This window comes from Azoarcus sp. PA01, assembly GCA_001274695.2.
Taxonomy (GTDB): domain Bacteria; phylum Pseudomonadota; class Gammaproteobacteria; order Burkholderiales; family Rhodocyclaceae; genus Aromatoleum.
The window spans coordinates 1,334,379-1,356,726 of the sequence record LARU01000002.1 but is presented as its reverse complement, the minus strand read 5'-3'; the positions used below and the strand labels follow the sequence as shown (position 1 = coordinate 1,356,726).

The window sequence follows — 22,348 nt, the reverse complement described above, 5'->3', positions numbered from 1 at the left end:
CCGATGTCGGTCATGAAGCGGCTCCAGGCCCACGCCCGGCCGCTGCGCGCCCGTACGCCTACATGCCGGTCGGATAGGTTTCCATTTCGCGCGACATGCCGCGCGTCCAGTCCCCGGTCGGTTCGAGCGGCTCGAGCGCGCGCGTGCGGTCGAGATGGATCACGACGTCGAACTGGTCCGCGAGCTGCGCGTGGAAGTAATGGCTCAGGCGCTCGGTGTCGGGCAGGTAGATCACGCCGATCGCGCGCTCGAGCCGGCGCACGCCGCGAAGCGCCGGCACGCGGCGCGGTTCGAGCACGAAGCGCTCGATGCCGCAGTCGTGGAAGACGCGCTCGAAGCTGTCCGGGTGCGAGTCGCGCACGCGCTTGTGTTCGGCCGGCGCGTCCCACTCGGACGCCGCAGTGACGCTGCCGATGTGGGTCGTGAAGCCGACCAGCAGCACGTTCGCGGCGCCGAACTGCTCGCGCGCGAGCTGGCCAAGGTTCAGTTCGCCGGCTTCGCCCATTTCGGTCGCGCGCGCGTCGCCCAGATGCGAGTTGTGCGCCCACACGGCGATCTTCGCCGGCCGGCCGAGACGCTCGCCGAGGTGCTTCGCCAGCGCCTGCAGCGTCTCGGCCATATGCGCGTCGCGCCGGTTCCACGACTCGTTACGCCCGGCGAACATGCTGCGGTAATAGGCTTCGGCATTCACCGCGACGCGTGCGTTCTGCTGCGCGTAAAACAGCTCGTCGGCGGCAGCGACGCCGTCGTGGCGCAAAAAAGCGCGTCGTGTCGCGCGACAGCTCGGCGAGCTGGCGCAGCACCGCCTGCTCGCACGGCTCGGTCATGCCGAAAGTGGTGGCGAAGCCGTAGCGCTGCGGATCGTCCGCGATGTGGTCGAAGCACGCGTAGCGGGCACGTGCCCGTCGCTCCGCCTCGGGGTCCATGCCCGCGAGGTAGCGCACGACGGCGTCCATCGACGCCCGCAGGCTGTACAGGTCGAGGCCGTAGAAGCCGGCGCGCGCGTCGGGCGGGCGCGTGCCGTTACGTTGCCTGAGCCAGTCGACGAACGTGCACACTTCGCGGTTACGCCACATCCAGCGCGGAAACCGCTGGAAGCTGCCGAGCGCGGCGTTGCCATCCGCGTCGTCGCCGCCGCCCTGCACATGGCGGCTCACGTGCAGCGCGTCCGGCCAGTCGGCTTCGACCGCGACCGCGTCGAAGCCTTTTTCGCTGATCAGCCGGCGCGTGATTTCGGCGCGCGCCGCGTAGAACTCGTGCGTGCCGTGGCTCGCCTCGCCGAGCAGCACCAGGCGGAATTCGCCGGCAAGCTCGAGCACGCGGTCGAACCGTCCGGCCGTCTCGGCGAGCGGCTGCGCGGCGCGCGCGACCGCAGCGGTGAGATCGCGATCTGCCATGGTCTTGTCTCCTCGCGTTGTTCACCGCTGAAGGCCTGCAACCGGCGTGCCGCCGCTTTGCCGGGCATGGCACTTGCCAATCACCACACCACATGGAGTCCGGGCGGTCGGGCTGTCGCGTGCGAGCCTGTCGCCGACCGCGGTTGTGGTTTTTCCGGAGCCGGATCATGGTCAAAGGTTTGCGTATCGGCAGCATCCTCGGGGTTGAGGTGGCGCTCGACTGGAGCCTGATGATCATTTTCGTGCTGATCATGCTGAGCCTCGGAGCGGGTCTGTTTCCCACCTGGCACCCGCACTGGAGCGCCGCTCTGGTATGGCTAGTGGCCGCTGTCGCCGCGGTGCTGCTGATTGTCTCGATCCTGGTCCACGAGCTGTCGCACGCGCTGGTCGGGCGCGCCCAGGGAGTCGAGATCCGACGCATCACGCTGTTCGTCTTCGGCGGCATGGCGCAGCTCGAGCGCGAACCGCACACTTGGCGAGCCGAGTTCTGGATGGCGCTGGTCGGGCCGGTCGTCAGTCTCGCGATCGGCGCAGCCTGCCTGGTCGTGGGCTCCGCGCTGGCGGGCGACGTGGTCATCGATCCGAACGACCCGACGCCAGCGCTCACGCAGATCGGTCCGCTCGCGACGGTGCTGCTGTGGCTCGGGCCGATCAACCTGATCCTCGCGTTGTTCAATCTGGTGCCCGCCTTTCCGCTCGACGGCGGACGGATGCTGCGCGCCGTCCTGTGGGGCGTGACCGGCGACGTCTACCACGCCACCCGCTGGGCAGCGGCGCTCGGGCGCGGCTTCGGCATCGCGCTGATCGCCGCCGGCGCGGCGATGTTCGTCGGCATTCCGGTGCCGCTTTTCGGTGCCGGCGTGATCGGCGGCCTGTGGCTCGCGCTGATCGGCGGGTTCCTGCACAACGCCGCGAAGATGAGCTACCAGCAGCTGCTCGCCCGCCGCTCGCTTGAACGAGTGCCGGTATCGCGCGTGATGCTCGCCGACGTGACCACCGTCGAACCGCACACCTCGGTGGCAACGCTCATCGATGACTACCTGATCGCCCACGACCAGCGCAATTTCCCAGTGGTGCGCGACGGCCAGCTGGTCGGGCTGGCCGGACTCGGCGAGGTACGCAAACTGGCGCCCGCCGCGCGGGCCGGCACGACCGTTGCAGACATCATGATCCCGATCGGCGATCTCCCCACGATCGAGCCGGACCGGGCGGCCGCGGAGGCGCTCGAGACCATCTCCCGGCGCGGCGTCGAGCTGCTGCCGGTCGTCGACAACGGCAGGGTCCGCGGCCTGGTGCGCCGCGAAGACATCATGAAGTGGCTGGCGCTCAGGGGGGACGAGGAGGTGATCGTCTGAAAGCACAGGTTCGTTCGTGCCGCCGAGAACGCAAAGGCGCGCCGGTGCGAGCGGCACGCCGACCGCCCAGCCTCCGCGAAGCCCCGCAGCAGCGCGTAGGCGATGTGCCACAGGAACAGCCCGAGCACGACCAGTCCGAGCACGATCGGCACGCGCTGGAGGAAGACTGCGCTGCCGGAATCCGCGCTCATCCGACTCAGCCGAGCTGACGGATCGCTGCGAGCGCTGCGTCGACTTCGGCCGGTGAATTGCGGATGCTTGGGGCGAGACGCACATAGCGCGCGGCGTAGGGCGTGACGGTCGCGATGAGGCGGTGTTCGCGCAGCCGCTCGACCGCGCTCCACGGGTCCATGCCGTCCACCTCGAAGCACACGATCCCCGCCGACAAGGTTTCGGCCATCGGCGTGCGCAGTGTGATGTGCGGCATCGGGGCGAGCCCCTCCTTGAGCTGGCGTGCGAGTGCGTGCGTGCGCCGCTGGATGCGCGCCTTGCCGATGTCACCGCAGAAGCGGAACGCCTCGACCAGTGCCCACTGGTGCTCGAACGGCTTGAAGCCGCCCGGCGACATGCGCGCGCCGTCGGGGCGGCCGGTGACCTCTTCGCCGGCGATCCAGGCCCGGTGCGTGCCGTCGTCGAGGAAGCTCGGTATCGTCGGCAGGCAGCGCCGCAAGCCCGCCTCGCTGCCCCACAGGATGCCGGTGCCGCGCGGGCCGAACAGCCACTTGTGGCAGCCGGCCATGAAGAAATCGCAGCCGAGCTCGGACAGGACGACATCCTCGACGCCGAAGCCATGGACGCCGTCGAGGCACAGCAGCACGCGCGCGTCCTCGTCGCGTTCGTCGTTGACGCGCTGCAGCGCCTCGCCGATGCGCGCGGCCGGCAGCTTCAGGCCGGTGCCCGAATGCACCCAGGTCAGCGCGAGCGCGCGCGTGCGCGGCCTCACGCTGGCGAGCAGCCGGTCGACGAGCTCGTCTTCGCCGGCGCGCGTCACCTCGTCGTACAGCACCGCCCGGCGCACCGTCACGCCCTGGCGCTCCGAAGCGAGGCGCAAGGCTTCATGGGTCGCGTAGTAGTCGTGCTCGGTGGTCACGATCTCGTCGCCCGGCGCGAGCCGCAGGCCGTTATACACCAGGCCGATGCCCATCGTCGTGCTGTCGGTCAGCGCGATGTCGTCAGCGTCGGCCAGCCCGAGATAGTCCGCCGCGGCCGACAGCGATTCGCCGACCAGGCGGCGATTGTTGTCGTTCAGATAGAGCACCGGGTTCGCGTCGAGCGCGCGCCGGTGCCGTTCGATCGCGTCGCGCACCGGTTGCGGGTGCGACGCGACATACAGCGCGGACATGTGGATGTAGTCGTCGGCCAGCGCGAACTGCTCGCGCACCGCGTCCCACTCGCCGTCGCCCGGCCAGCGCGCGGCCGGGATGGCGGGTGCCGTCGACGACGGCGCCTGCTGACCGGACGGCCCGCAGGCGGTGCCGGTCGCGGCGGCGGCCAACGCAAGGCCGCTGTGCACGAGAAACTGCCGGCGGTTCGTCGGCGGAGTCTGCGGCGACGCGCTGCGCGGCTTCACAGGATTCCTTTTGCGTCGCACGCGAAGGGGCGCTCGGCCGCATGACCCGCCAGCGAAGTCGTCGCGGACATCAAGTCCCGCACCGGGTGCGCGATCGCTTGCAAGAGTTACGTGCTCGGATAAGGGTGTGACGCGCCCGGGGGCTTTCAGCGGGCCGGCCGCACGCTCAGCGCGTTCTCGACCGAACGCACGCCGTCGACACTGCGGGCGACCTGCTCGGCGCGCCGCTTCTCGGCCTCGGAATCGACGAAGCCCGACAACTGCACGAGGCCGCGATACGTCGTGACATTGACCGCGGCGGCGGCTTTGATTCCTTCTGCGCTTGCAAGCGCGGTTTTCACGCGTGTGGTGATCGACGCATCGTCGATCACCGTGCCGGTGGCACGCGTGTTCCGGTCGCCGGCACAGCCGGCAAGCGGCGGCACCACCAACGCGGTGGCGATCGCGACGGCGAGGACTCTGAACGACGGCATCGATAGCGGCATGAGGCTTCCTCCGGAGAAAAATTGAAACGGGCTCGAGCAGGAAGGCAATCGCCGTACCTACCCGGCACGCGGCGGCGGGCGCTGTCGCATGCGCGCGCCGGGTGCGGGAATGCGCCTTGCGTCCGCGGCGACGTCGATTCGAAGGAGATCACCGTCATGAAGGCCATCGGACTTCACGTCGCGCTTTTGCCCACCGCGTCGCTCGTAGCCCATGCGCGGTGACGCCGTGCACGGCAGGGAGGCGGCGGGCGGCGGCCGCTTCGACGCGTTCGGGCGCCCGCGCAGGCGTTGCGCCGTGACACGACTGCTGGTGGCGATCCTCGCCGGCCCCGCCTTGGGCTTCGCTGCGGCGGACGTCGAGGAGACGGCGTCGGAGATCGTTGCGCGCACGAATGTTTTTCGCGAAGCGCAGCCGCTCGCGCCGCTCGAGCGCGACGCGGCGCTCGGGCGGACTGCGCGCGACTTCGCCCGCTTCATGGCGAACACCGGGCGCTACGGCCACACTGCCGATGGCCGCCGCCCCGCGCAGCGCGCGCAGGCCGAAGGCTACGAGTACTGCATCGTCGCCGAGAACATCGGTTACCAGTATCGCTCCGACGGTTTCGGCTCGTCCGCGGAGCTTGCCGAGGCTTTCGTCGAAGGCGGGAAAAACTCGCCCGAGCACCGCGAGAACATGCTCGAGCCGGCCGTCACGCAAACCGGCGTCGGTGTCGCGCAGGGGGAGGACGGACGTTTTTTCGGCGTGCAGATGTTCGGCCGACCGAAAAGCGCCTCGATCCGCTTCGAGGTGCAGAACCGCAGCGCGGGACTTGTCGCTTACCGGACCGGCGAGCGCGATTTTTCGCTCCGGCCGCGCGAGCTGCGAACGCACCGCACATGTCGTCCGGGGCGACTGTCGATCGCATGCCCGGCGGGCGATGCGCCGTTCACTGCCGATATCGACGACGGCACGCGCTACATCGTGCGCGACGACGGAGTCGTCATGCAGCCGGCTTCCGCGCAGTGAGCGCGGGGCCGGGCGGCGCGTCAGCAGCAGGCGTGGCCGCTGCGCAACGCCTTCCGCAAGTGAGCGCGCGTTCGCGCCCACGCGGCCAGCGCGTTATTTCAGTGTCGCGAGGTAGGCGGCGATGTCGTGCGCGTCGCGCTCGTCGATACCGAGGTCCGGCATCGCGCTGTCGGGCGTGACCTGCTGCGGCGAACGCAGCCAGCGCACCATGTGCCCGGGCTCGTTGCGCAGCGCGCCGGCGATGAACGCGCGCGTGCCGATGCCGTCGAGCGGCGGACCGACCGGTGCGTTCGGGCCGACAATGCCGGGAATCCGGTGGCAGGTGACGCAGGCATACTGCTGGATGATCCGCCGGCCGCGCTCGGCGTCGGGCCGCGGCAGTGCTCGCTCCGCGCGATGGTCGTGGGTGTGGCGCGGGAGCTCGGCGACCAGGCGGCGGTAGTCCGGCGGCGAGAGTTCGGGCAGCCGCTTGACGAACGCGGTGACCGCCCAGAGTTCGCTTTCGGTCAGGCGCTGCTCCCAGGCCGGCATGCCGGTCATCTTGATGCCGTGCCGCACCACCCAGTAGATTTCTTCCGGCGGCCAGGCCCGGCCGGTATGCGCGAGGTTCGCCGCGGCGGGCGTCAGGCCGAGCGCGAAAGGCTCCGGAGCGACGCCCGGCGCACCATGGCACTGCGCGCAGTGGTCGCGGTAGAGCGGCGCGCCCTGTTCGAGTGCACCGGCCGCGTCGAGCGACGGGACGGCGACCGACGCCGCGCGCAGCTTGATCGAGCGGCGCATCGCGATGTCGAGCAGCCGGTAAGTCGGCGCGAGGTGCTGGTCGGTCGCGGAAATGTCGTAAAAGCCGCCGTAGACCACGGCCGTGCCGGCGAGCCCGGCCGCAACCGCCAGCGCGACGACGGTGAGGAGGACTTTTTTCACTTCACTTCAGCTCCTGGAGGTAAGCGACCATGTCGCGCGCCTGGGTCTCGGTGACCTGCAGGTCGGGCATCGCGGTTTCGAAGCCGAAGGACTGCGGCTCGCGGATCCAGCGCACCATGTTGGCCGGCGAATTCGGCAGCACGCCGGCGAGGTACACGCGGCGGCCGACACCGTCCAGCGGCGGGCCGACGTTGCCGGTAGCGCCTGCGACGCCGGGGATGCGATGGCAGCCGATGCAGCCGAACTGGCGCAGCAGCAGGCGCCCGTTTTCCGCATCGCCACCGAGCGCAGGGCGGCGCGCTTCGCTGCAGCCGGCGACCAGCGCCACGCACGCGAGCGCGAGGAGGCCGGTCAGACGCATGGCGCCACCATCAGCACCGGCAGGGCTTCCCACAGCACTGCAAGCAGCGCGAGCACCGCGAGCCCGGCGGCGAGCCAGGATTCGAAGCCCGGCCCCCGGCCCAGTTCCCGCACGATGATCGCGACGCAGACCCCGCTCGCGACGAGCGTCGCCGCGCCGATCACCCACGGCACGGCCTGCGCTGCGGCGCGCGCGCAAGCCAGCGCGGTCAGGCCGTAGATCACGGAAAAATGCAGCGCCCAGACGATGACTCCGGCGGACAGGCGCAGGCTGCTCGCGACGAAGCTCATCCGGCGATCCTCGGAAAGCCGTGCACCAGCGCGACACCAAGCAGGCTCTGGCCGACGGTGTAGTGCCAGAACAGGCGCATGTTGTCGAACGTCACGCGGCGCGTCGGCCCGAGCTTGCCGGTCGCAGCGCGGGCGAGCGCGAACAGCGCCATCACGAGCACGACCAGCGTGAAAAAAACGGCGATCGATGCGAGCAGATGGACTGCGGCGCCGTAGCTCGACGCGCTCGGCGACAGTTCGCCCTGCGCGAAAAACTCCAGCCCGACCGCCGCGACCAGCAGGACCAGGCCGGCCGCGACCGCGAGCGCCATCGCTCGCCGCCGGCCGGCGGCGAGCTGCCGGTTCGCGAGCCCCAGCGCGAAGCTGCTGGCGACGAGCAGGGCCGCTTCGGCGAGCGGATGGCCGATGCCGGCGAGCTGCGCGGGTTCGGGCCAGACTTCGGGCGACACGGTCCACAGGTAGAGGTAGGAAAACAGCGCACAGGCGTAGAGCGAGCCCGACACCAGCATCAGCACGCCGATCGCCCACCACGCCTGCGAGCGCGGGCCGCTCATGTAGCTGGGCAACACGATGCCGCCGCCGATGTCGACCGGCTCGGCGAGCGGCTCCGGGTCGAGGCTCCAGCCCCAGTGCAGCAGCGCGCCGACCGCGACAACGCCCGAGATCACGGCCGGCACGACGAGCTTGACGGTCAGCAGCAGGAAGAAGCCGGCGGTGAACCACGCTGCGACGACCGGCGCCCAGCCCGGCATCGGCATGCGCAGCACGAACTCGGGCTGCGCGTCGAGCGGGCTCGTGACGATCGTCTCGCGCCCGCCGGTCGGCGCGCCCGGGAGGTAGTAGTGACCGGCTTCGACATTGCGCGCCAGGTCCGGCTGGTCCCACAGCGGCTCGCGGCTGGTGACGACGGGAATGCTGCGGTTCGAGTAATTGCCGTTCGGCAGCCATTCGAGCGTGCCGGCCTGCCAGACGTTGCCTGCGTTGTCCTCGGCCGACATGCGAAAGCGCCGCGCGACATCGATGATGAAGAGCAGCACGCCGGCGGCGATCATGAACGCGCCGGCCGTCGAGACGAAGGTCAGGCTCTCCCAGCCGTACCCTGCCGCATACGTGTAGACGCGGCGCGGCATGCCGGCGAGCCCGGTGAAATGCATCGGGAAGAACGTGATGTTGAAGCCGACGAACATCAGCCCGAACACCCAGCGCCCGAGCCGCTCGGACAGCGCATGCCGGCTGGTGTAAGGCATCCAGTAGTAGAACGCGGCGAACAGCGGAAACACCATGCCGCCGACGAGCACGTAATGCAGATGGGCGACGATGAAGTAGCTGTCGTGCGCCTGCCAGTCGAACGGGATCACCGCGACCATCACGCCGGTGAGCCCGCCGAGCACGAAGATGAACAGGAAGCCGAGGATGAACAGCGTCGGCGTCGCGATCCGTATCCGCCCTGTCGCGCGACCCTGCGCGAACGTCGCGATCCACGCGAAGATCTGGATCCCCGACGGGATCGCGACCGCAGTGCTCGCGGCCTGGAAGAACGACAGCGACAGCTGCGGGATGCCGGTCGTGAACATGTGGTGCACCCACAGCCCGAAGCTCAGGAACGCGGTGCCGACCAGCGCCAGGACGACGAAGCGGTAGCCGACGAGCGGCGTGCGCGCCATCGTCGGCACGATCATCGACACCATGCCCGCTGCGGGCAGGAAGATGATGTACACCTCGGGGTGGCCGAAGAACCAGAACAGGTGCTGCCACAGCAGCGGGTCCCCGCCGAGATGCGCAGCGAAGAACGGCCAGTGGAAGGCGCGCTCGAGTTCGAGCAGCGCGGTCGCGAGGATCACTGCCGGGAACGCGAACACGATCATCAGCGCGAAAACCAGCATCGCCCACGCGAACACCGGCATGCGCCCGAGCGTCATACCTGGCGAGCGCGTGCGCAATATGCCGACGATGATCTCGATGGCGCCGGCGATCGCCGAGATCTCGATGAAACCGATGCCGAGCAGCCAGAAGTCGGCGTTGTAGCCCGGCGAGTAGGTCTGGGTCGTCAGCGGCGGGTTCATGAACCAGCCGCCGTCGGGCGCCGAGCCGACAAAAATGCTCGCGAAGAACACCAGCCCCCCGACCAGGTAGGCCCAGAACGCATACGCCGACAGGCGCGGAAACGGCAGGTCGCGCGCGCCGAGCATGTTCGGCAGCAGCAGGATGCCCATCGCCTCGACCGCCGGCACCGCGAACAGGAACATCATGACGGTGCCGTGCATCGTGAACAGCTGGTTGTACAGCGCCGGGCCGATCAGATCGTTCTCGGCCACCGCCAACTGGGTGCGCATCATCAGCGCGAGGATGCCGGCCAGCACGAAGAACAGGAAAGCGGCGCCGACGTAGAACACGCCGACGTAGTTGTTGTTGATGACCGTGACGAAGCGCAGGCCCTGCGGCGGCTGCCACAGCCGGCGCAGTTCGTCGACTTCGCCGGCGGGGCGGGTATCGGGGTTCGGCAGCGCGTTCATCTGAGCGTGTAGAGCACCGTGAGTCCGGCGACGTAGATCGCGAGGACGAGCAGCGAGTCGCCGCCCATGCGCAGGATCATGACGTGGCGCCGCTCGAGCAGGCCGGCGATGAACAGCGCGGTCACGGCGATCGCGAGAATTGCGGCGAAAGTCGCGAAGCGCGCCACGCGCGTGCCGACCAGCCACACGACCACCCCGGCGGCCAGGAAGACGACGACGTTGATCCACAGCGGCAGGTCCGTGAACATTTATTCGAGCGTCTCCAGCCAGTGCGCGAGCGCGCGCAGCTCGTCGCTGTCGAAATGGAACTCGGGCATCAGGTTGTCCGGTTTCAGGTGCTGGTTGCCGGCGATCCAGCCGGCGACGGTGGCGCGGCTGTTCGGCAGGATGCCGGCGCCGAGCGACAGTCGGCTCGCGAAATGGGTCAGGTCGGGGCCGAGTTCGCCTTCGGCTCGCGTGCCGCGAACAGTATGGCAGGTCGTGCAGTGCGACAGGAAAAGCCGCCGCCCGCGCGCCGCTTCGTCATCGGCCGCGATGGCGGCCGGGCGGCGCTGTGCCGCGCGCCACGCCTCGAAGCGCTCCGGCGCTTCGGCGACGACGAACAGCGCCATCTGCGCGTGCGGGCCGCCGCAGTACTCGGCGCACTGGCCGCGCAGCACCGCGGGCTCGGCGGCGGCCAGACGCAGCCGGTTGTCCTTGCCCGGGATCAGGTCGAGCTTGCCGGCAAGCGACGGCACCCAGAAGCTGTGCAGCACATCGGTCGAGCGCAGCCGCAGCTCAATCGTGCGGCCGACCGGCAGACGGATTTCGTTCGCGGTCGCAAAGTCGATTTCACCGCGCGCGTCGAGATAATTCACGCGCCACCACCACTGATGACCGACCACTTCGATCGTCACGTCGGCCGGCTCGGCTGCCGACAGCCGCGGCGCGGCGAGCAGCGTGTAGACCAGCAACCCCGCGAGCGTGATCACCGGGAAAACGATGCCGGCGCCGACGATCAGCCGGTTGCCGGCAAGCCAGCGCGCGGGGGCGAAAAAGGCCAGCGCAGTCAGCGCGAGGACCAGCGCGAAGATCAGCGCACCGCCGACCACCAGCACCCAGGTGATCTCGAGGATCGCGGCCGCTTCCGGCCCGCGCGGGGCGAGTGCCGACTGGATGTTGTCGAGCATGTCAGCACCGCCGATCAGGGCTCGCGCAGCGCCGGGCGCGGGGGGCGACGCAAGGACCGGTCGGGAATCGACGAATGTGTCATTGCCATATCGCTGCCTCCCGCGACGAATCGGATCGCATCGGGGGCGAAAGCAATCGGCGGGCCTTGCCGGGCGATGCGGACGCACGATTGCTTCGGGCTGCGCGTCACGGCACGCGTTTCGCCCCGGCGGCCTGTCCGTCGAGCGCTTCGGCGAGGCGGGCGGTTTCCTTGCGCAGCGCGGCCAACTCGGCGTGCAGCGCTTGTGGACCGGAAGCTTCGGGCGGGCCGCCGCGTTCGACGAAGAACGACGCGAGCGCGGCAGTGACGTAGCCGAACACCGAGAACGCGTAGATCGCCAGCGCGAGGCACAGCACGCGGCCTTCCGGCGTGCGGGGCCAGAAGTCGCTGCCCATCGTCGCGACGATCATCGCGGTCCACCACAGCGCGTCCCAGTAGCTGGTGAACGCGCCTTCCTCGAGCGCGAGCATGCCGGCGGCGCCGGAGAAAGTCACGATCAGCGTCAGCACGACGACGTAGCCGGCGCCTTTGCCGCCCATGCTGCGCGCGAGCGCGCGCATGCTGCGATTGAGCGACGTGGTCAGGCGCACCAGCCGCAGCCCGCGGGTCGCCCGCGTCAGCCGCAGCACGCGGGTCAGGCGGAACACGCGCAGCGCCGGCAGCGCGAGCGACACGAGCGTGAGCCAGTTCTGCGTGATATAGGCGAGCTTGCCTCGGGCCAGCGCGAAGCGCAGCACGAAGTCGACGATGAACACGGCCCAGATCAGGTTGCTCGCGCCATCGAGCCAGTCACGCTGGCCGCCGACGAACTCCACGATCAGCAGCCCGATCCAGACGAACGCGAGAAAGACCATCGGCCCTTCGAGCCAGCGCTCGAGCCGCCTCAGTGGCCTGTTTTCCCTGATCCACTGGATCCGCTCCCTGAACAGGTTCATCGGCCCGGGCCTTCGCCGCTCACCACACAAGGTAGCGGTCCCAGCCGGCGTAGGACCGCACGATGGGCCCGCGCGGAATCGCGAGCACGATCATCGCAAAATGTTGCCATGGCGTCTCGCAATGCATCTCGCGAATTTGCGGCGGTGCAGTCCTCGTCCTGCCCGGCCGGGGCGATCACTGATCGGCGTACGCGATCGTCGTGAGCAGCGCGAGCGCCGCCTTGCGTGAGTCGAGCCGGGTGTGCTGCACGACGACCGGCTCCGTCGATTCGATGACGCTCGAATAGGGGGTGTTGACCGGGATCGGCTCCGGGTGGTCGAGCTCGTCGAAGCGCAGATGGCAGGTGCGCCGCGCCGGCACGGTCAGCAGGTACGGGCCGGCCGGCTCCCGGTCGGCGAAGAAGATCGTGATCTCGACCTGCGCGGGGCGGTCGCCCGCGTTGAGGATGCACGCGGCCTCGTGGCTTTTCAACTCGTAGCTGTCGTCGGTGCTCGACGGCGGGATATAGCCTTCGGCGATCGCCCAGCGGCGTTTTCCGATCGGGTCCATGTCATTCTCCTTTGAGGGCCAGCCGCAGCACTTCGGCGAGGTGCAGTGGCCGGCGGGCGGTGCTCTGCACGATCTGCTCGCGGCAGCTGTAGCCGTCGGCGATCAGCAGCGTGTCGTCGGCGGCCGCGCGCACCGCAGGCAGCAGCGCGCGCTCGGCACAGCGCATCGACACTTCGTACTTGTCCTTCTCGAAGCCGAACGCGCCCGCCATGCCGCAGCAGCCCGAGTCGAGGATTTCGTAGTCGAGCCCGAGTTTTTCGAGCACCGCGGCTTCGGCGTCCATGCCGATGATCGCCTGGTGATGGCAGTGGCCGTGCACGACCGCGCGGCGCGCGAGCGTGCCGAAGCGCGCGTGCGGGGCGCGCTGCTCGAGAAATTCGCTCAGCAGAAAGACCTGGCTGCTCAGGCGCCGCGCCTGCTCGTTGCCGGGCAGCATCTGCGGCAGTTCCTCGCGAAAAACGGTGAGGCAGGCCGGTTCGAGGACGACGACGGGCAGGCCGTCGCGGATCTGCGTGTCGAGCGCGTCGAGGATATGCAGCAGATAGCGCCTGGCCCGGTCGAGCATGCCGAACTCGTACAGCGGGCGGCCGCAGCACAGCGGTACCGGCGGCAGGCGCACTTCGAAGCCGGCATGCTCGAGCACTTGCGCCGCGGCCAGCGCCACTTCCGGATGGAAATAATTGTTGAAGGTGTCCGGCCACAGGATCAGCGGCTGTCCCGCTGCGGCGGGTGGAGGCCGGCGGCGGAAGGCGGGCGCGAACGCTTGCACCGCGAACGCCGGCACGCGCCGCGCGGGATGGATGCCGACGAGCCGTTTGGCGAAGCCCGCGAACGGTTCGGTGCGCGAGAAGAAGTTCGCGACGCCGGGCGCGTGGGACGCGGCGCGTGCCCACACGTCGACCATCCCGAACGCGTAGGCGGCAAGCGGGCGCAGGCGCCCTTCGTAGTAGTGCGAGAAGAACTCCGCCTTGTAGGTCGCCATGTCGACGCGCACCGGGCATTCGCCCTTGCACCCTTTGCACGACAGGCACAGGTCGAGCGCTTCCTTGACCACCGGCTCTTTCCAGCCGGCGGTCAGCGTCTCGCCGCGCAGCATCTCGAACAGCAGGTGCGCGCGCCCGCGCGTGGAATGCATCTCCTCGCCAGTGGCCATGTAGCTCGGGCACATCACGCCTTTCTTGCTGCGGCACGCGCCGACGCCGACGCAGCGCAGCATCGTGCGCGCGAAGTCGCCGTTGTCCGAGGTATAGGCGAAGCGGGTTTCGACCGGCTGCGGATCGTAGCCGGTGCCCAGCCGCAGGTTCTCGTCGACGCGAAACGCATCGACGACCTTGCCCGGGTTCATGCGGTTGTCCGGGTCCCAGATCGCCTTGAACTCGCGAAACGCCTGCACCACTTCGTCGCCGAACATGATCGGCAGCAGCTCGGCCTTGGACTGGCCGTCGCCGTGCTCGCCGGAGATCGAGCCGCCCAGCCCCGACACCAGGCGTGCGGCCTCGTCAATGAAGGCGCGGTAGCGCGCGATGCCGTCGGCAGTTTCGAGGTCGAAGTCGATGCGTGTATGCAGGCAGCCCTGGCCGAAATGACCGTAAAAATCGCCGCGATAGCCATGGCGATCGAGCAGCGCGCGCAGCTCGCGCAGGTAGCGGCCGAGGTTTTCGGGGGCGACCGCCGAGTCTTCCCAGCCTTCCCAGGTCAGCCGCTGGTTCGGCACGTGGGCGGTCGCGCCCAGGCCCGATTCGCGGATTTTCCACACCCGCTGCGCTTCGGCGGTGTCGGCGTACAGCTTCATCGACGGCTTTGGCTCCGCGTGCTCGAGCCGCTCCATCAGCGCGCGGGCCCGGCCTTCCGCCTCGTCGCGGTCGGCGCCGCCGAACTCGACCAGCAGCCAGCCGCTGCCTTCGGGCAGCAGCCCGACGTTGCCCGGCACGAGGCCCATCGACTCGATGTCGCCGACCAGCCGGTCGTCGATCCCTTCGAGCGCGATCGGGCCGGCCGCCATGACGTCGGGTACGGCGTCCGCCGCCGCGTAGACGTCGGGAAATCCGGCCACGAGCAAGGTGCGCGCGGGCGGGCTGTCCACGAGGCGCAGCGTCGCTTCGAGCACGACGACGCACGTGCCTTCGGAGCCGACCAGCGCGCGCGCAAGATCGAAGCTGCCCTCAGGCAGCAGCGTACGCAGGTTGAACCCCGATACGCGGCGCGGGATGTCGGGGTAGCAGCGGCGGATCGGCTCGGCGTAGCGTTCGCCGAGGGCGCGCAGCCGGCGGTAGAGGTCCGCCCTTCGGCCGCCTTCGGCGTCGATGCGCGCAAAATCTTCCGCACTGGTCGCGCCGACGCGGCAGCGCAGCCCGTCGTAGGTCAGGATGTCGAGCTCGAGCACGTTCTCCTCGGTGCGCCCGCCCATTACCGAGTGCGGGCCGCAGGAGTTGTTGCCGATCATGCCGCCGAGCGTGTTGTGGGTATGGGTGGCCGGGTCGGGAGCGAAAGTCAGGCCGACTTTTTCGGCCGCTTCGCGCAGGTCGTCGAGCACGACGCCGGGCTCGACGCGCGCGGTCTTTTTCGTGGCATCGATGTCGACGATGCGGTTGAGGTATTTCGAGAAATCGAGCACCACTGCGACGTTGCAGCACTGGCCGCACAGGCTGGTGCCGGCGCCGCGCGACAGGATCGGCGCGCGATGGCGCCGGCAGATCTCGACCGTGCGCACGACGTCCTCGGTCGAGCGCGGGATCACGACGCCGATCGGCACCTGGCGGTAGTTCGACGCGTCGGTCGCGTACAGCGCGCGGCTGCCCGCGTCGAAGCGCACTTCGCCGGCGAGGGCTTCGCGCAGCTCACGTTCGAGCGCGGCGAAATCCACCCCGGCGCGCCGCGACAGCGCCCGGGTGTCGACCGGAACGCCGGGGGCGGTTTGATCGGCGCCGTTCACGGGTTTTCGAAGCATCGGGCGTCCTGTTCCTTGAACACCAGGCCGAAGCCGGGTCGGTCGTCGGCCGGGGCGAGGCGGCCGTCGACCGGATCGGGCGCGCCGTCGAACAAGAGGTGCTCGATGCGCACGTGGTCGTGGAACCATTCGAGATGCACTGCGGGTCGAGCAGCGCAGCACAGCGGCAGATGCAGCGACGGCGCGCAGTGGCTCGACAGCGGCACGAGAAACGCTTCGCACAACGCGGCGACGCCGAGAAAGCCGGTGACGCCGCCGCAGCGCGTCGCGTCGGCCTGCAGGATGTCGACGGCGCCCGCTTCGAGCAGGCGGCGGAAGTAGGGCAGGTCGTAGCCGTATTCTCCTGCGCTGATCGCCATGCCGGCAGGCCCGCGGTCGCGCAGCAGCCGCAGGCCGGCGAGATCGTCGGACGACACCGGCTCCTCGAACCACGCGACCTGGAGCTCGGCAAAGCGCTCGGCGAACCACAGCGCCTGCTTGCGCGTATAGGCGCCGTTGGCGTCGACGAAGAGTTCGGTCTGCCGGCCGATGCTCTGCGCCGCCGCGGTCACGCGCGCGACGTCGTCGCCCGGGCTGCGCCCGACTTTCATTTTGACGTGGGCGAACCCCTGCTGCGCCCAGCTGTCGAGCTGGGCTTGGAGCGCGGGCGTCGAGCAGCTCGTGAAGCCGCCGCTGCCGTATACCGCGATGTCCGCGCGGGCCCGCCCCAGCAGCGCCGCGAGCGGCAGCCCGAGCGCGCGCGCCTTGAGATCCCACAACGCGCTGTCGACGACGGAGATCGCCATCGCGCAGATCCCCGGCCGGCCGAGGTTGCGGATCGCGACCGTCATGTCGTGCCAGCGCGCGTTGGTCGCGAGCGCGTCGCGCCCGTGCAGCAGCGGCGCGAGCCGGTCGTGGATCAGCCGCGCGGTCGCGGTGTCCGCGTAGCCGTAGCCGAGGCCGGTCCGGCCGCCGCCGGTGACGTGGGCCAGCACCAGCGTCGTCGCGTCCCATTCGAGCGTGCCGTCGGATTCGGGTGCGTCGGTCGGGACGGTGTAGCTTGCGACCGTGACCGACTCGATCGGGGCCGTGCTGTCCGTGATTGCCATGCCGCGTTCACCCCGCTGACGACTTGTCCGGTGGGAACAGGCTGTCCCAGCTTTCCTTGAAGCTCGCGATGACGATGCCGCGCGAGTCGGGGTCGCCGTGCAGCAGCGCCGACAGGTAGGCTTTGGCCTGCTTGGCGCTGATGTGCGGGGGCAGCGGCGGCACGTCCGGGTCGGTGACCATCTCGAGGAGCGTCGGCCGATCGGCACTGAGCGCGGCGTCCCACGCCGCGCCGACCTCTTCCGGGTCGTCGACGCGAATGCCGCCCAGGCCCAGCAGCCGCGCGTATTCGGCGTACGGGAAATCGGGCACCGCCTGCGCATCGACGAACTTCGGGTCGCCCGCCAGTGCGCGCTGCTCCCATGTGACCTGGTTGAGGTCACCGTTGTTGAGCACCATCACCACGAGGCGCGGGTCAGCCCACTCGCGCCACACTTTGGCGATCGTCACGAGCCCGTTGATGCCGTTCATCTGCATTGCCCCGTCGCCCACGAGCGCGATGACCGCGCGCTCGGGGTGCGCGTATTTGGCCGCGATCGCGTACGGCACGGCCGGGCCCATCGTCGCCAGGCCCCCCGAGAGCGAGGCCAGCATGCCGCGGCGCAGCTTCAGGTCGCGCGCGTACCAGTTCGCCGCCGACCCCGAGTCGCAGGTGAGGATGCACCGCTCGGGCAGGCGCGGCGACAATTCCCAGAACACGCGCTGCGGGTTGATCGGGTGAGCGCTGTTGAGCGCCCGGCCTTCGAGCACGCGCCACCAGCGCTCGACGCCGTGCTCGATCGTCGCGCGCCACGCGCGGTCCGGTTTCGCCACCAGGTGCGGCAGCAGCCCCTGCAGCGTCTCCTTGGCATCACCGAGCAGCGCCACTTCCATCGGGTAGCGCAGATTGAGCATGCGCGGCTCGAGGTCGATCTGCACGCCGCGCGCCTGGCCTTCCTTCGGCAGGAACTCCGAATACGGAAAACCCGAGCCCACCATCAGCAGCGTGTCGCAGTCGTTCATCAGGTCCCAGCTCGGCTTCGTGCCCAAGAGCCCGATCGCGCCGGTGACGAACGGCAAGTCGTCGGGCACCGCCGCTTTGCCGAGCAGCGCTTTGGCCACGCCGGCGCCGAGCCGCTCGGCGACTTCGATGATCTCGTCGGTCGCGTTGAGGGCGCCGGCGCCGACGAGCATCGCCACTTTCTGCCCGGCGTTGAGGAGGTCGGCCGCGCGCACGAGATCCGCCTCGCGCGGCACGATGCGAATCGCGGTGTAGCCGATCCCCGAATGGATCGTGCCGTGCTCGCGCGGCGGCGCCTGATAGGGCAGGTCCTGGACGTCGTTGGGGAAGACGATGCACGTGACGGTGCGCCGGTCGCGGGCGATGCGCATCGCCCGATCGACGACGTGGCGCACCTGCTCGGGCACCGTCACCATGTGCACGAACTCGTGCGCGACGTCCTTGAACAGCGACAATAGGTCGACTTCCTGCTGGTAGTCGCCGCCGAGCGCGGCGCGGCTTTGCTGGCCGACGATCGCGACGACCGGCTGGTGGTCGAGCTTCGCGTCGTACAGGCCGTTCAGCAGATGGATCGCGCCGGGGCCCGAGGTGGCGAGACACACGCCGACTTCGCCGGTGAATTTCGCGTGCGCGCACGCCATGAACGCGGCGAGCTCCTCGTGGCGCGCCTGCACGAAGCGCAGCCCTTCGCCGTAGCGCCCGAACGCGCCCATGATGCCGTTGATGCCGTCGCCCGGATAGCCGAACACCCGCTGCACGCCCCACGCCGACAGGCGCTGGAGCAGGAAGTCGCCGACTGTGTCGCTCATGAACGTTCTCCGTCCCGACCGTGTTGGGACCGGCCTGCAATGCGGGTGCCGGGAGGAGCCGATAGGGCGCACTGTAAAAGCTACCGAACGACCATCCGCGCGTGTAAAAACCGGCGCAGCCCCACCCGTCCGGCGCCGGCGTGGCGGCATCGCGCTGCGGGCAACGATGGAATCCGGTCTCCCGCAGCTTCGGGCAGCCCATTCGGCGACGAACACTGCAATGCCGTAGCAGGCGATCGAGACGCGGACCGCACATTGTGAAGAACTGCAAACTCGAGCCTGCGGCAGATGTCCCATGGCGAAGCGCTGTGCGCAAACACTGTTTGGCATGAGGAGTCGGACTGATGCACAAGAGTCGTCTTGGCAACATCGTCATCGATTGCGATACCGACGATTTGCTGCGAGAGGCGAAGTTCTGGAGTGCCGCGCTCGGTTGCCCAGTACCGCGGGACGCGCAGGCTCGCGACAAATTCATTCAACTCGTGACGCCGCCAGGTGAAGTCCAGGTCATCATTCAGCGCGTCGATCATGATCCGCGAGCCCATCTCGATATCGAGACGGATTCGATCGAAGACGAAGTAAGTCGCCTCGAGAAGTTGGGAGCGATCCAGGTATCTCGTCATGACGGCTGGACGGTCATGCAAGCTCCGAGTGGGCACAGGTTCTGCGTCGGGAAGCCGTACCGGGGCAGGTTCGAGCAAGAGGCGAACGAGTGGAACTGATACGCGGCGAGGATGCGACGGGAGGTTGTCATGCCGATCAAACAGGTGCTGACCGGCCAGCGTGTTCCGGTGAAGATCTGGACCGACGACGTCGATGAGAAGTCGAAGGCCCAGCTCGCGAACCTCGCGCAGATGCCCTTCATTCATCATCATGTCGCCGCGATGCCCGACGTCCACGTCGGAATCGGTGCGACCATCGGTTCGGTCATCGCCACCGACAAGGCGATCATCCCTGCTGCGGTCGGAGTCGACATCGGCTGCGGCATGGTTGCCGCAAGGCTGTCGCTGACGGCCAACGACATCGACGAAAAGTCGCTCAAGGCCGTTTTCGGGCAGATCAGCCGTGACGTTCCGGTCGGACGCGCGCAGCACCGTGACGAAACGGTGCTGGCGGGGGCGGTGCGGCCTTTCGAGGCCGGGCTCGAGGCGCTCACCGCACGCCATCCGCAGCTTCTCAAGGCATTCGGCAAAGTGTCGAAATGGACACACCAGATGGGGACGCTGGGCGGCGGCAATCACTTCATAGAAGTATGTCTCGACGAGGCGGACCGCGTGTGGGTCATGCTCCATTCGGGCAGTCGGGGTGTCGGCAATGCGATGGCCGACTACTTCATCCAGCTCGCGCGCAAGGACATGGAACGCTGGATGATCCAGCTCCCCGATCGCGATCTGGCGTACTTCCCGGAAGGCAGCGCGCATTTCGACGATTACGTCGAGGCACTGCAGTGGGCGCAGGACTACGCGCGACAGAACCGGCAGTGCATGCTGGATTTGGTGCTCTCCGCGCTGGCCCGGCATCTGCCGCCGTTCGCGGTGACCAGCGAGGTCGTCAATTGCCACCACAACTACGTCGCGCAGGAGCATCACTTCGGTGCGAAAGTGTGGGTGACGCGCAAGGGCGCGATTCTCGCGCGCGAGGGCGACCTGGGCATCGTTCCGGGGAGCATGGGTGCGCGCAGCTACATCGTGCGCGGCAAGGGCAACGGGGAGAGCTTCTGTTCGAGCGCCCACGGCGCCGGGCGCCGGATGAGCCGAACCACGGCACAGAAGCAATTCACCGAGGTGGACCTCGTGCGGCAGACGGCAGGTGTCGTGTGCCGCAAGGACAAAGGCGTCATCGACGAGATACCCGCTGCCTACAAGGACATCGACGCGGTAATGGCCGACCAGAACGACCTCGCGGACGTGTTGCACACCTTGAAGCAGGTGGTATGCGTCAAAGGCTAGACCGGTTCGCCGCTTGAGCCCCGAGTAGGTCCGGACACGGCAGAAAGCGGCTGTCGGCTACCGGATGACGTCGTCAGTCACCGGTGCTGGGGGGCTGACATCGCCGCCTCGACGAGGCGAACGGTTTTGGTACGTGGAGGTGTTTCTTGGAGCTACCGCGGACAGTGAAATCCGATGCCCGCGCAATGCGACGCCGATTTTTTCCAGTCGTTCCCGGTCCCCAGGAAAGCAAAAAGGCCGACTCGCAAGAGCCGGCTCAAGAACTTGATTCTACTGGTGGGGGCACTAGGATTCGAAGCTAGGATCTACTGATTAAAAGTCACAGATTCGCATGGTTTCAGAATGATAGGCAGAAGTCGATAAAGCCGGATAAATCCTTGTAAATACTTGGATTAAATGCGGAAACGCCATCCTTGCGTAATAACGGGAATAGACGAAAATCACATTCATTCGTTCCCCAGTCGTTCCCCGAGGATGCCGCCATGCCGGCCGCGCTGATTCCGTTTGGCATCGAGCACAACCCCGTGGATGCCATCCCGGCAATTGCCGTGCAGCGTGGCGACCGCACCCTATCCGCCGACGAGCTGCGCGCCTACATCAAAGCCCTTGGCGATGACCTGCCGGACCAAGCCCTACGGCTGGCGCTTCTGGCCGGGGGGCAACGCATGGCGCAACTGCTGCGCGCCAAGGTGAGCGACTACGACGCCAACCCGGCAACGCTTCGCCTGTGGGACGGCAAAGGCAAGCGACAGAGCGCCCGCGAACATCTGCTGCCGCTGGCACCGAAAGCCGCCGCCCTGGCGACCCGACTTGTCGAGCGCGTCCGCGAGCGCGAACAGAAGCGCGCCAAAGCTGCCGGCGAGGAACCCGGCGACGTGGGCGGTATGTGGCTGTTCTCGACGCACGGCAAGGTGGCGATGACCTTCACGACGCCCGGCAAGCGCACGGCCGAAATCAGCGCCGCCATGAAGTGCGAGCCGTTCGACCTGCGCGACATCCGCCGCACCTGCGAAACGATGCTGGCCGGCATGGGCATATCACGCGACACCCGCGCGCAACTGCTTTCGCATGGCATCGGCGGCGTGCAAGCCGCGCACTACGACCGACACGGCTACACCGACGAGAAGCGCGCCGCATTGGTGGCATGGGAACGGAAGTTGGACGAAATCGAGAAAGGCGAGAAAGCGCCCGGCAATGTGCGCCCGTTGCGCCACGCATCGTGACGGGCAGTAATCTCAAAAAAGAGATATATTCATGCAATGGATGGTCAAAGCCACACCCGATGCCGAAGCGGAACTGCTGGCGATGCCCGCCGACATTCAGGCCCGCTATCTGCACATCGCGGAGTTGCTGGAGGAGTTCGGCCCGCACAAGGTCGGATTGCCGCATGTGCGCCCGCTGGAGGGCAAGCTGTGGGAAATGCGCATGACCGGCCGCGACGGTATCGCTCGTGCGCTGTACGTGGCTCGCACCGGCCGGGTGCTGACCGTGCTTCACGTCTTCATCAAGAAGACCCAAAAAACCCCGCGCAAGGCTATCGAAACGGCCCATGCGCGCCTGCGGAGTTTGACCGATGAGTGACCTTGCCAAGCTGAAAGCCCGCCTCCTGACGAACCCGGAGGTCCGCGCCGAGTACGAAGCGCAAGCACCCGAGTTCGACATCGCCCGCGAACTCATCAATGCCCGCGCCCGCGCCGGCTTGTCTCAGGCCGAACTCGCCGAACGGATGCACACGACGCAATCGACCATCGCCCGACTGGAAAGCGGCCGCGCGCTGCCATCCATGCGTACTCTGGCTCGCTTCGCGGAGGCGACGGGAAGTCGTGCAGTGGTGCGACTGGAACACGTCGCCTGATCCCGAGCAATGCCGCGCCTACTCCGAGGGGAGGAAACCGGGACACCGTGGCCCGGCTGGCGCGGCCCCTTTTTCGATGGTGCGCACGGTGGAACGCAAACGATGAGCA

20 protein-coding genes and 1 pseudogene are annotated in these 22,348 nt (G+C 68.4%); 7 read left to right on the top strand and 14 right to left on the bottom strand.

The window, feature by feature from the left end; translation table 11 throughout:
* Positions 1 to 58: 58 nt before the first annotated feature.
* A pseudogene (locus tag PA01_07245) lies at positions 59 to 1,397 on the bottom strand (erythromycin esterase family protein).
* Between the two features lie 167 nt (positions 1,398 to 1,564).
* Between PA01_07245 and PA01_07240 the strand changes: the two are divergent.
* A complete protein-coding gene (locus PA01_07240) occupies positions 1,565 to 2,752 on the top strand; it encodes a site-2 protease family protein (protein KON81425.1) in 1,188 nt (395 codons plus the stop codon).
* 196 nt (positions 2,753 to 2,948) lie between these two features.
* Here the strand turns inward: PA01_07240 and PA01_07235 are convergent, their stop codons facing one another.
* Entirely contained in the window at positions 2,949 to 4,322 is a 1,374-nt protein-coding gene (locus PA01_07235; protein ID KON81424.1) for an aminotransferase class V-fold PLP-dependent enzyme, read from the bottom strand.
* Positions 4,323 to 4,468: 146 nt separating this feature from the next.
* Positions 4,469 to 4,807, bottom strand: a complete 339-nt coding sequence (locus tag PA01_07230) for a BON domain-containing protein (protein KON82365.2) — start codon at positions 4,805 to 4,807, stop codon at positions 4,469 to 4,471.
* A 295-nt stretch (positions 4,808 to 5,102) separates the two neighbouring features.
* Between PA01_07230 and PA01_07225 the strand changes: the two genes are divergently transcribed.
* A complete protein-coding gene (locus tag PA01_07225; GenBank protein KAI5913071.1) occupies positions 5,103 to 5,813 on the top strand; it encodes a CAP domain-containing protein in 711 nt (236 codons plus the stop codon).
* A 93-nt stretch (positions 5,814 to 5,906) separates the two neighbouring features.
* Here the strand turns inward: PA01_07225 and PA01_07220 are convergent, their stop codons facing one another.
* The 11 genes from PA01_07220 to PA01_07170 form a co-directional block, all read right to left on the bottom strand.
* Positions 5,907 to 6,734: a c-type cytochrome gene (locus PA01_07220; GenBank protein KON81423.1), complete on the bottom strand. Its 828-nt coding sequence runs from the start codon at positions 6,732 to 6,734 to the stop codon at positions 5,907 to 5,909.
* Position 6,735: 1 nt separating this feature from the next.
* The gene (locus PA01_07215) at positions 6,736 to 7,095 is read right to left on the bottom strand and encodes a c-type cytochrome (GenBank protein ID KON81422.1); all 360 of its coding nucleotides are present in this window, start codon (positions 7,093 to 7,095) and stop codon (positions 6,736 to 6,738) included.
* On the bottom strand, positions 7,086 to 7,385 hold the full coding sequence (locus PA01_07210; protein ID KON81421.1) for a hypothetical protein: 300 nt from the start codon (positions 7,383 to 7,385) through the stop codon (positions 7,086 to 7,088). The genes PA01_07215 and PA01_07210 overlap by 10 nt, the downstream gene beginning before the upstream one ends.
* Entirely contained in the window at positions 7,382 to 9,898 is a 2,517-nt protein-coding gene (locus PA01_07205) for a cbb3-type cytochrome c oxidase subunit I (protein KON81420.1), read from the bottom strand. The genes PA01_07210 and PA01_07205 overlap by 4 nt, the downstream gene beginning before the upstream one ends.
* Complete coding sequence (locus PA01_07200) at positions 9,895 to 10,146, bottom strand: hypothetical protein (GenBank protein ID KON81419.1); 252 nt, start codon at positions 10,144 to 10,146, stop codon at positions 9,895 to 9,897. The genes PA01_07205 and PA01_07200 overlap by 4 nt, the downstream gene beginning before the upstream one ends.
* On the bottom strand, positions 10,147 to 11,067 hold the full coding sequence (locus tag PA01_07195; protein KON81418.1) for a c-type cytochrome: 921 nt from the start codon (positions 11,065 to 11,067) through the stop codon (positions 10,147 to 10,149).
* A gap of 187 nt (positions 11,068 to 11,254) precedes the next feature.
* Positions 11,255 to 12,043, bottom strand: coding sequence for an ion transporter (locus tag PA01_07190; protein KON81417.1), 789 nt, complete (start codon positions 12,041 to 12,043; stop codon positions 11,255 to 11,257).
* Positions 12,044 to 12,218: 175 nt separating this feature from the next.
* Positions 12,219 to 12,593: a sensory rhodopsin transducer gene (locus PA01_07185; protein KON81416.1), complete on the bottom strand. Its 375-nt coding sequence runs from the start codon at positions 12,591 to 12,593 to the stop codon at positions 12,219 to 12,221.
* A gap of 1 nt (position 12,594) precedes the next feature.
* Positions 12,595 to 15,540, bottom strand: coding sequence for an FAD-binding oxidoreductase (locus PA01_07180; protein ID KON82364.2), 2,946 nt, complete (start codon positions 15,538 to 15,540; stop codon positions 12,595 to 12,597).
* Entirely contained in the window at positions 15,522 to 16,628 is a 1,107-nt protein-coding gene (locus tag PA01_07175; protein KON81415.1) for a hypothetical protein, read from the bottom strand. The genes PA01_07180 and PA01_07175 overlap by 19 nt, the downstream gene beginning before the upstream one ends.
* A gap of 7 nt (positions 16,629 to 16,635) precedes the next feature.
* Complete coding sequence (locus tag PA01_07170) at positions 16,636 to 18,435, bottom strand: thiamine pyrophosphate-requiring protein (protein KON81414.1); 1,800 nt, start codon at positions 18,433 to 18,435, stop codon at positions 16,636 to 16,638.
* A gap of 344 nt (positions 18,436 to 18,779) precedes the next feature.
* On the opposite strand from PA01_07170, the gene PA01_07165 reads away from it, so the two are divergent.
* The 5 genes from PA01_07165 (at position 18,780) to PA01_07145 (ending at position 22,239) form a co-directional block, all read left to right on the top strand.
* Entirely contained in the window at positions 18,780 to 19,157 is a 378-nt protein-coding gene (locus PA01_07165; GenBank protein KON81413.1) for a VOC family protein, read from the top strand.
* Positions 19,158 to 19,187: 30 nt separating this feature from the next.
* Entirely contained in the window at positions 19,188 to 20,384 is a 1,197-nt protein-coding gene (locus tag PA01_07160) for an RtcB family protein (protein KON81412.1), read from the top strand.
* 482 nt (positions 20,385 to 20,866) lie between these two features.
* On the top strand, positions 20,867 to 21,607 hold the full coding sequence (locus PA01_07155; protein KAI5913070.1) for a tyrosine-type recombinase/integrase: 741 nt from the start codon (positions 20,867 to 20,869) through the stop codon (positions 21,605 to 21,607).
* Positions 21,608 to 21,638: 31 nt separating this feature from the next.
* The gene (locus PA01_07150; protein ID KON81411.1) at positions 21,639 to 21,965 is read left to right on the top strand and encodes a type II toxin-antitoxin system RelE/ParE family toxin; all 327 of its coding nucleotides are present in this window, start codon (positions 21,639 to 21,641) and stop codon (positions 21,963 to 21,965) included.
* Positions 21,958 to 22,239 (top strand): helix-turn-helix domain-containing protein, encoded by a 282-nt coding sequence (locus tag PA01_07145; GenBank protein ID KON81410.1) that lies wholly within the window; start codon positions 21,958 to 21,960, stop codon positions 22,237 to 22,239. Before PA01_07150 ends, PA01_07145 begins: the two co-directional genes overlap by 8 nt.
* Positions 22,240 to 22,348: the final 109 nt, after the last annotated feature.

Bases quoted from the DNA above. Each gene is read 5' to 3' on its own strand.
- PA01_07240 (KON81425.1), top strand. From the start codon at position 1,565: ATGGTCAAAGGTTTGCGTATCGGCAGCATCCTCGGGGTTGAGGTGGCG.
- PA01_07230 (KON82365.2), bottom strand. From the start codon at position 4,807: ATGCCGCTATCGATGCCGTCGTTCAGAGTCCTCGCCGTCGCGATCGCC.
- PA01_07215 (KON81422.1), bottom strand. From the start codon at position 7,095: ATGCGTCTGACCGGCCTCCTCGCGCTCGCGTGCGTGGCGCTGGTCGCC.
- PA01_07210 (KON81421.1), bottom strand. From the start codon at position 7,385: ATGAGCTTCGTCGCGAGCAGCCTGCGCCTGTCCGCCGGAGTCATCGTC.
- PA01_07205 (KON81420.1), bottom strand. From the start codon at position 9,898: ATGAACGCGCTGCCGAACCCCGATACCCGCCCCGCCGGCGAAGTCGAC.
- PA01_07200 (KON81419.1), bottom strand. From the start codon at position 10,146: ATGTTCACGGACCTGCCGCTGTGGATCAACGTCGTCGTCTTCCTGGCC.
- PA01_07195 (KON81418.1), bottom strand. From the start codon at position 11,067: ATGCTCGACAACATCCAGTCGGCACTCGCCCCGCGCGGGCCGGAAGCG.
- PA01_07190 (KON81417.1), bottom strand. From the start codon at position 12,043: ATGAACCTGTTCAGGGAGCGGATCCAGTGGATCAGGGAAAACAGGCCA.
- PA01_07185 (KON81416.1), bottom strand. From the start codon at position 12,593: ATGGACCCGATCGGAAAACGCCGCTGGGCGATCGCCGAAGGCTATATC.
- PA01_07180 (KON82364.2), bottom strand. From the start codon at position 15,540: ATGCTTCGAAAACCCGTGAACGGCGCCGATCAAACCGCCCCCGGCGTT.
- PA01_07175 (KON81415.1), bottom strand. From the start codon at position 16,628: ATGGCAATCACGGACAGCACGGCCCCGATCGAGTCGGTCACGGTCGCA.
- PA01_07170 (KON81414.1), bottom strand. From the start codon at position 18,435: ATGAGCGACACAGTCGGCGACTTCCTGCTCCAGCGCCTGTCGGCGTGG.
- PA01_07165 (KON81413.1), top strand. From the start codon at position 18,780: ATGCACAAGAGTCGTCTTGGCAACATCGTCATCGATTGCGATACCGAC.
- PA01_07160 (KON81412.1), top strand. From the start codon at position 19,188: ATGCCGATCAAACAGGTGCTGACCGGCCAGCGTGTTCCGGTGAAGATC.
- PA01_07155 (KAI5913070.1), top strand. From the start codon at position 20,867: ATGCCGGCCGCGCTGATTCCGTTTGGCATCGAGCACAACCCCGTGGAT.
- PA01_07150 (KON81411.1), top strand. From the start codon at position 21,639: ATGCAATGGATGGTCAAAGCCACACCCGATGCCGAAGCGGAACTGCTG.
- PA01_07145 (KON81410.1), top strand. From the start codon at position 21,958: ATGAGTGACCTTGCCAAGCTGAAAGCCCGCCTCCTGACGAACCCGGAG.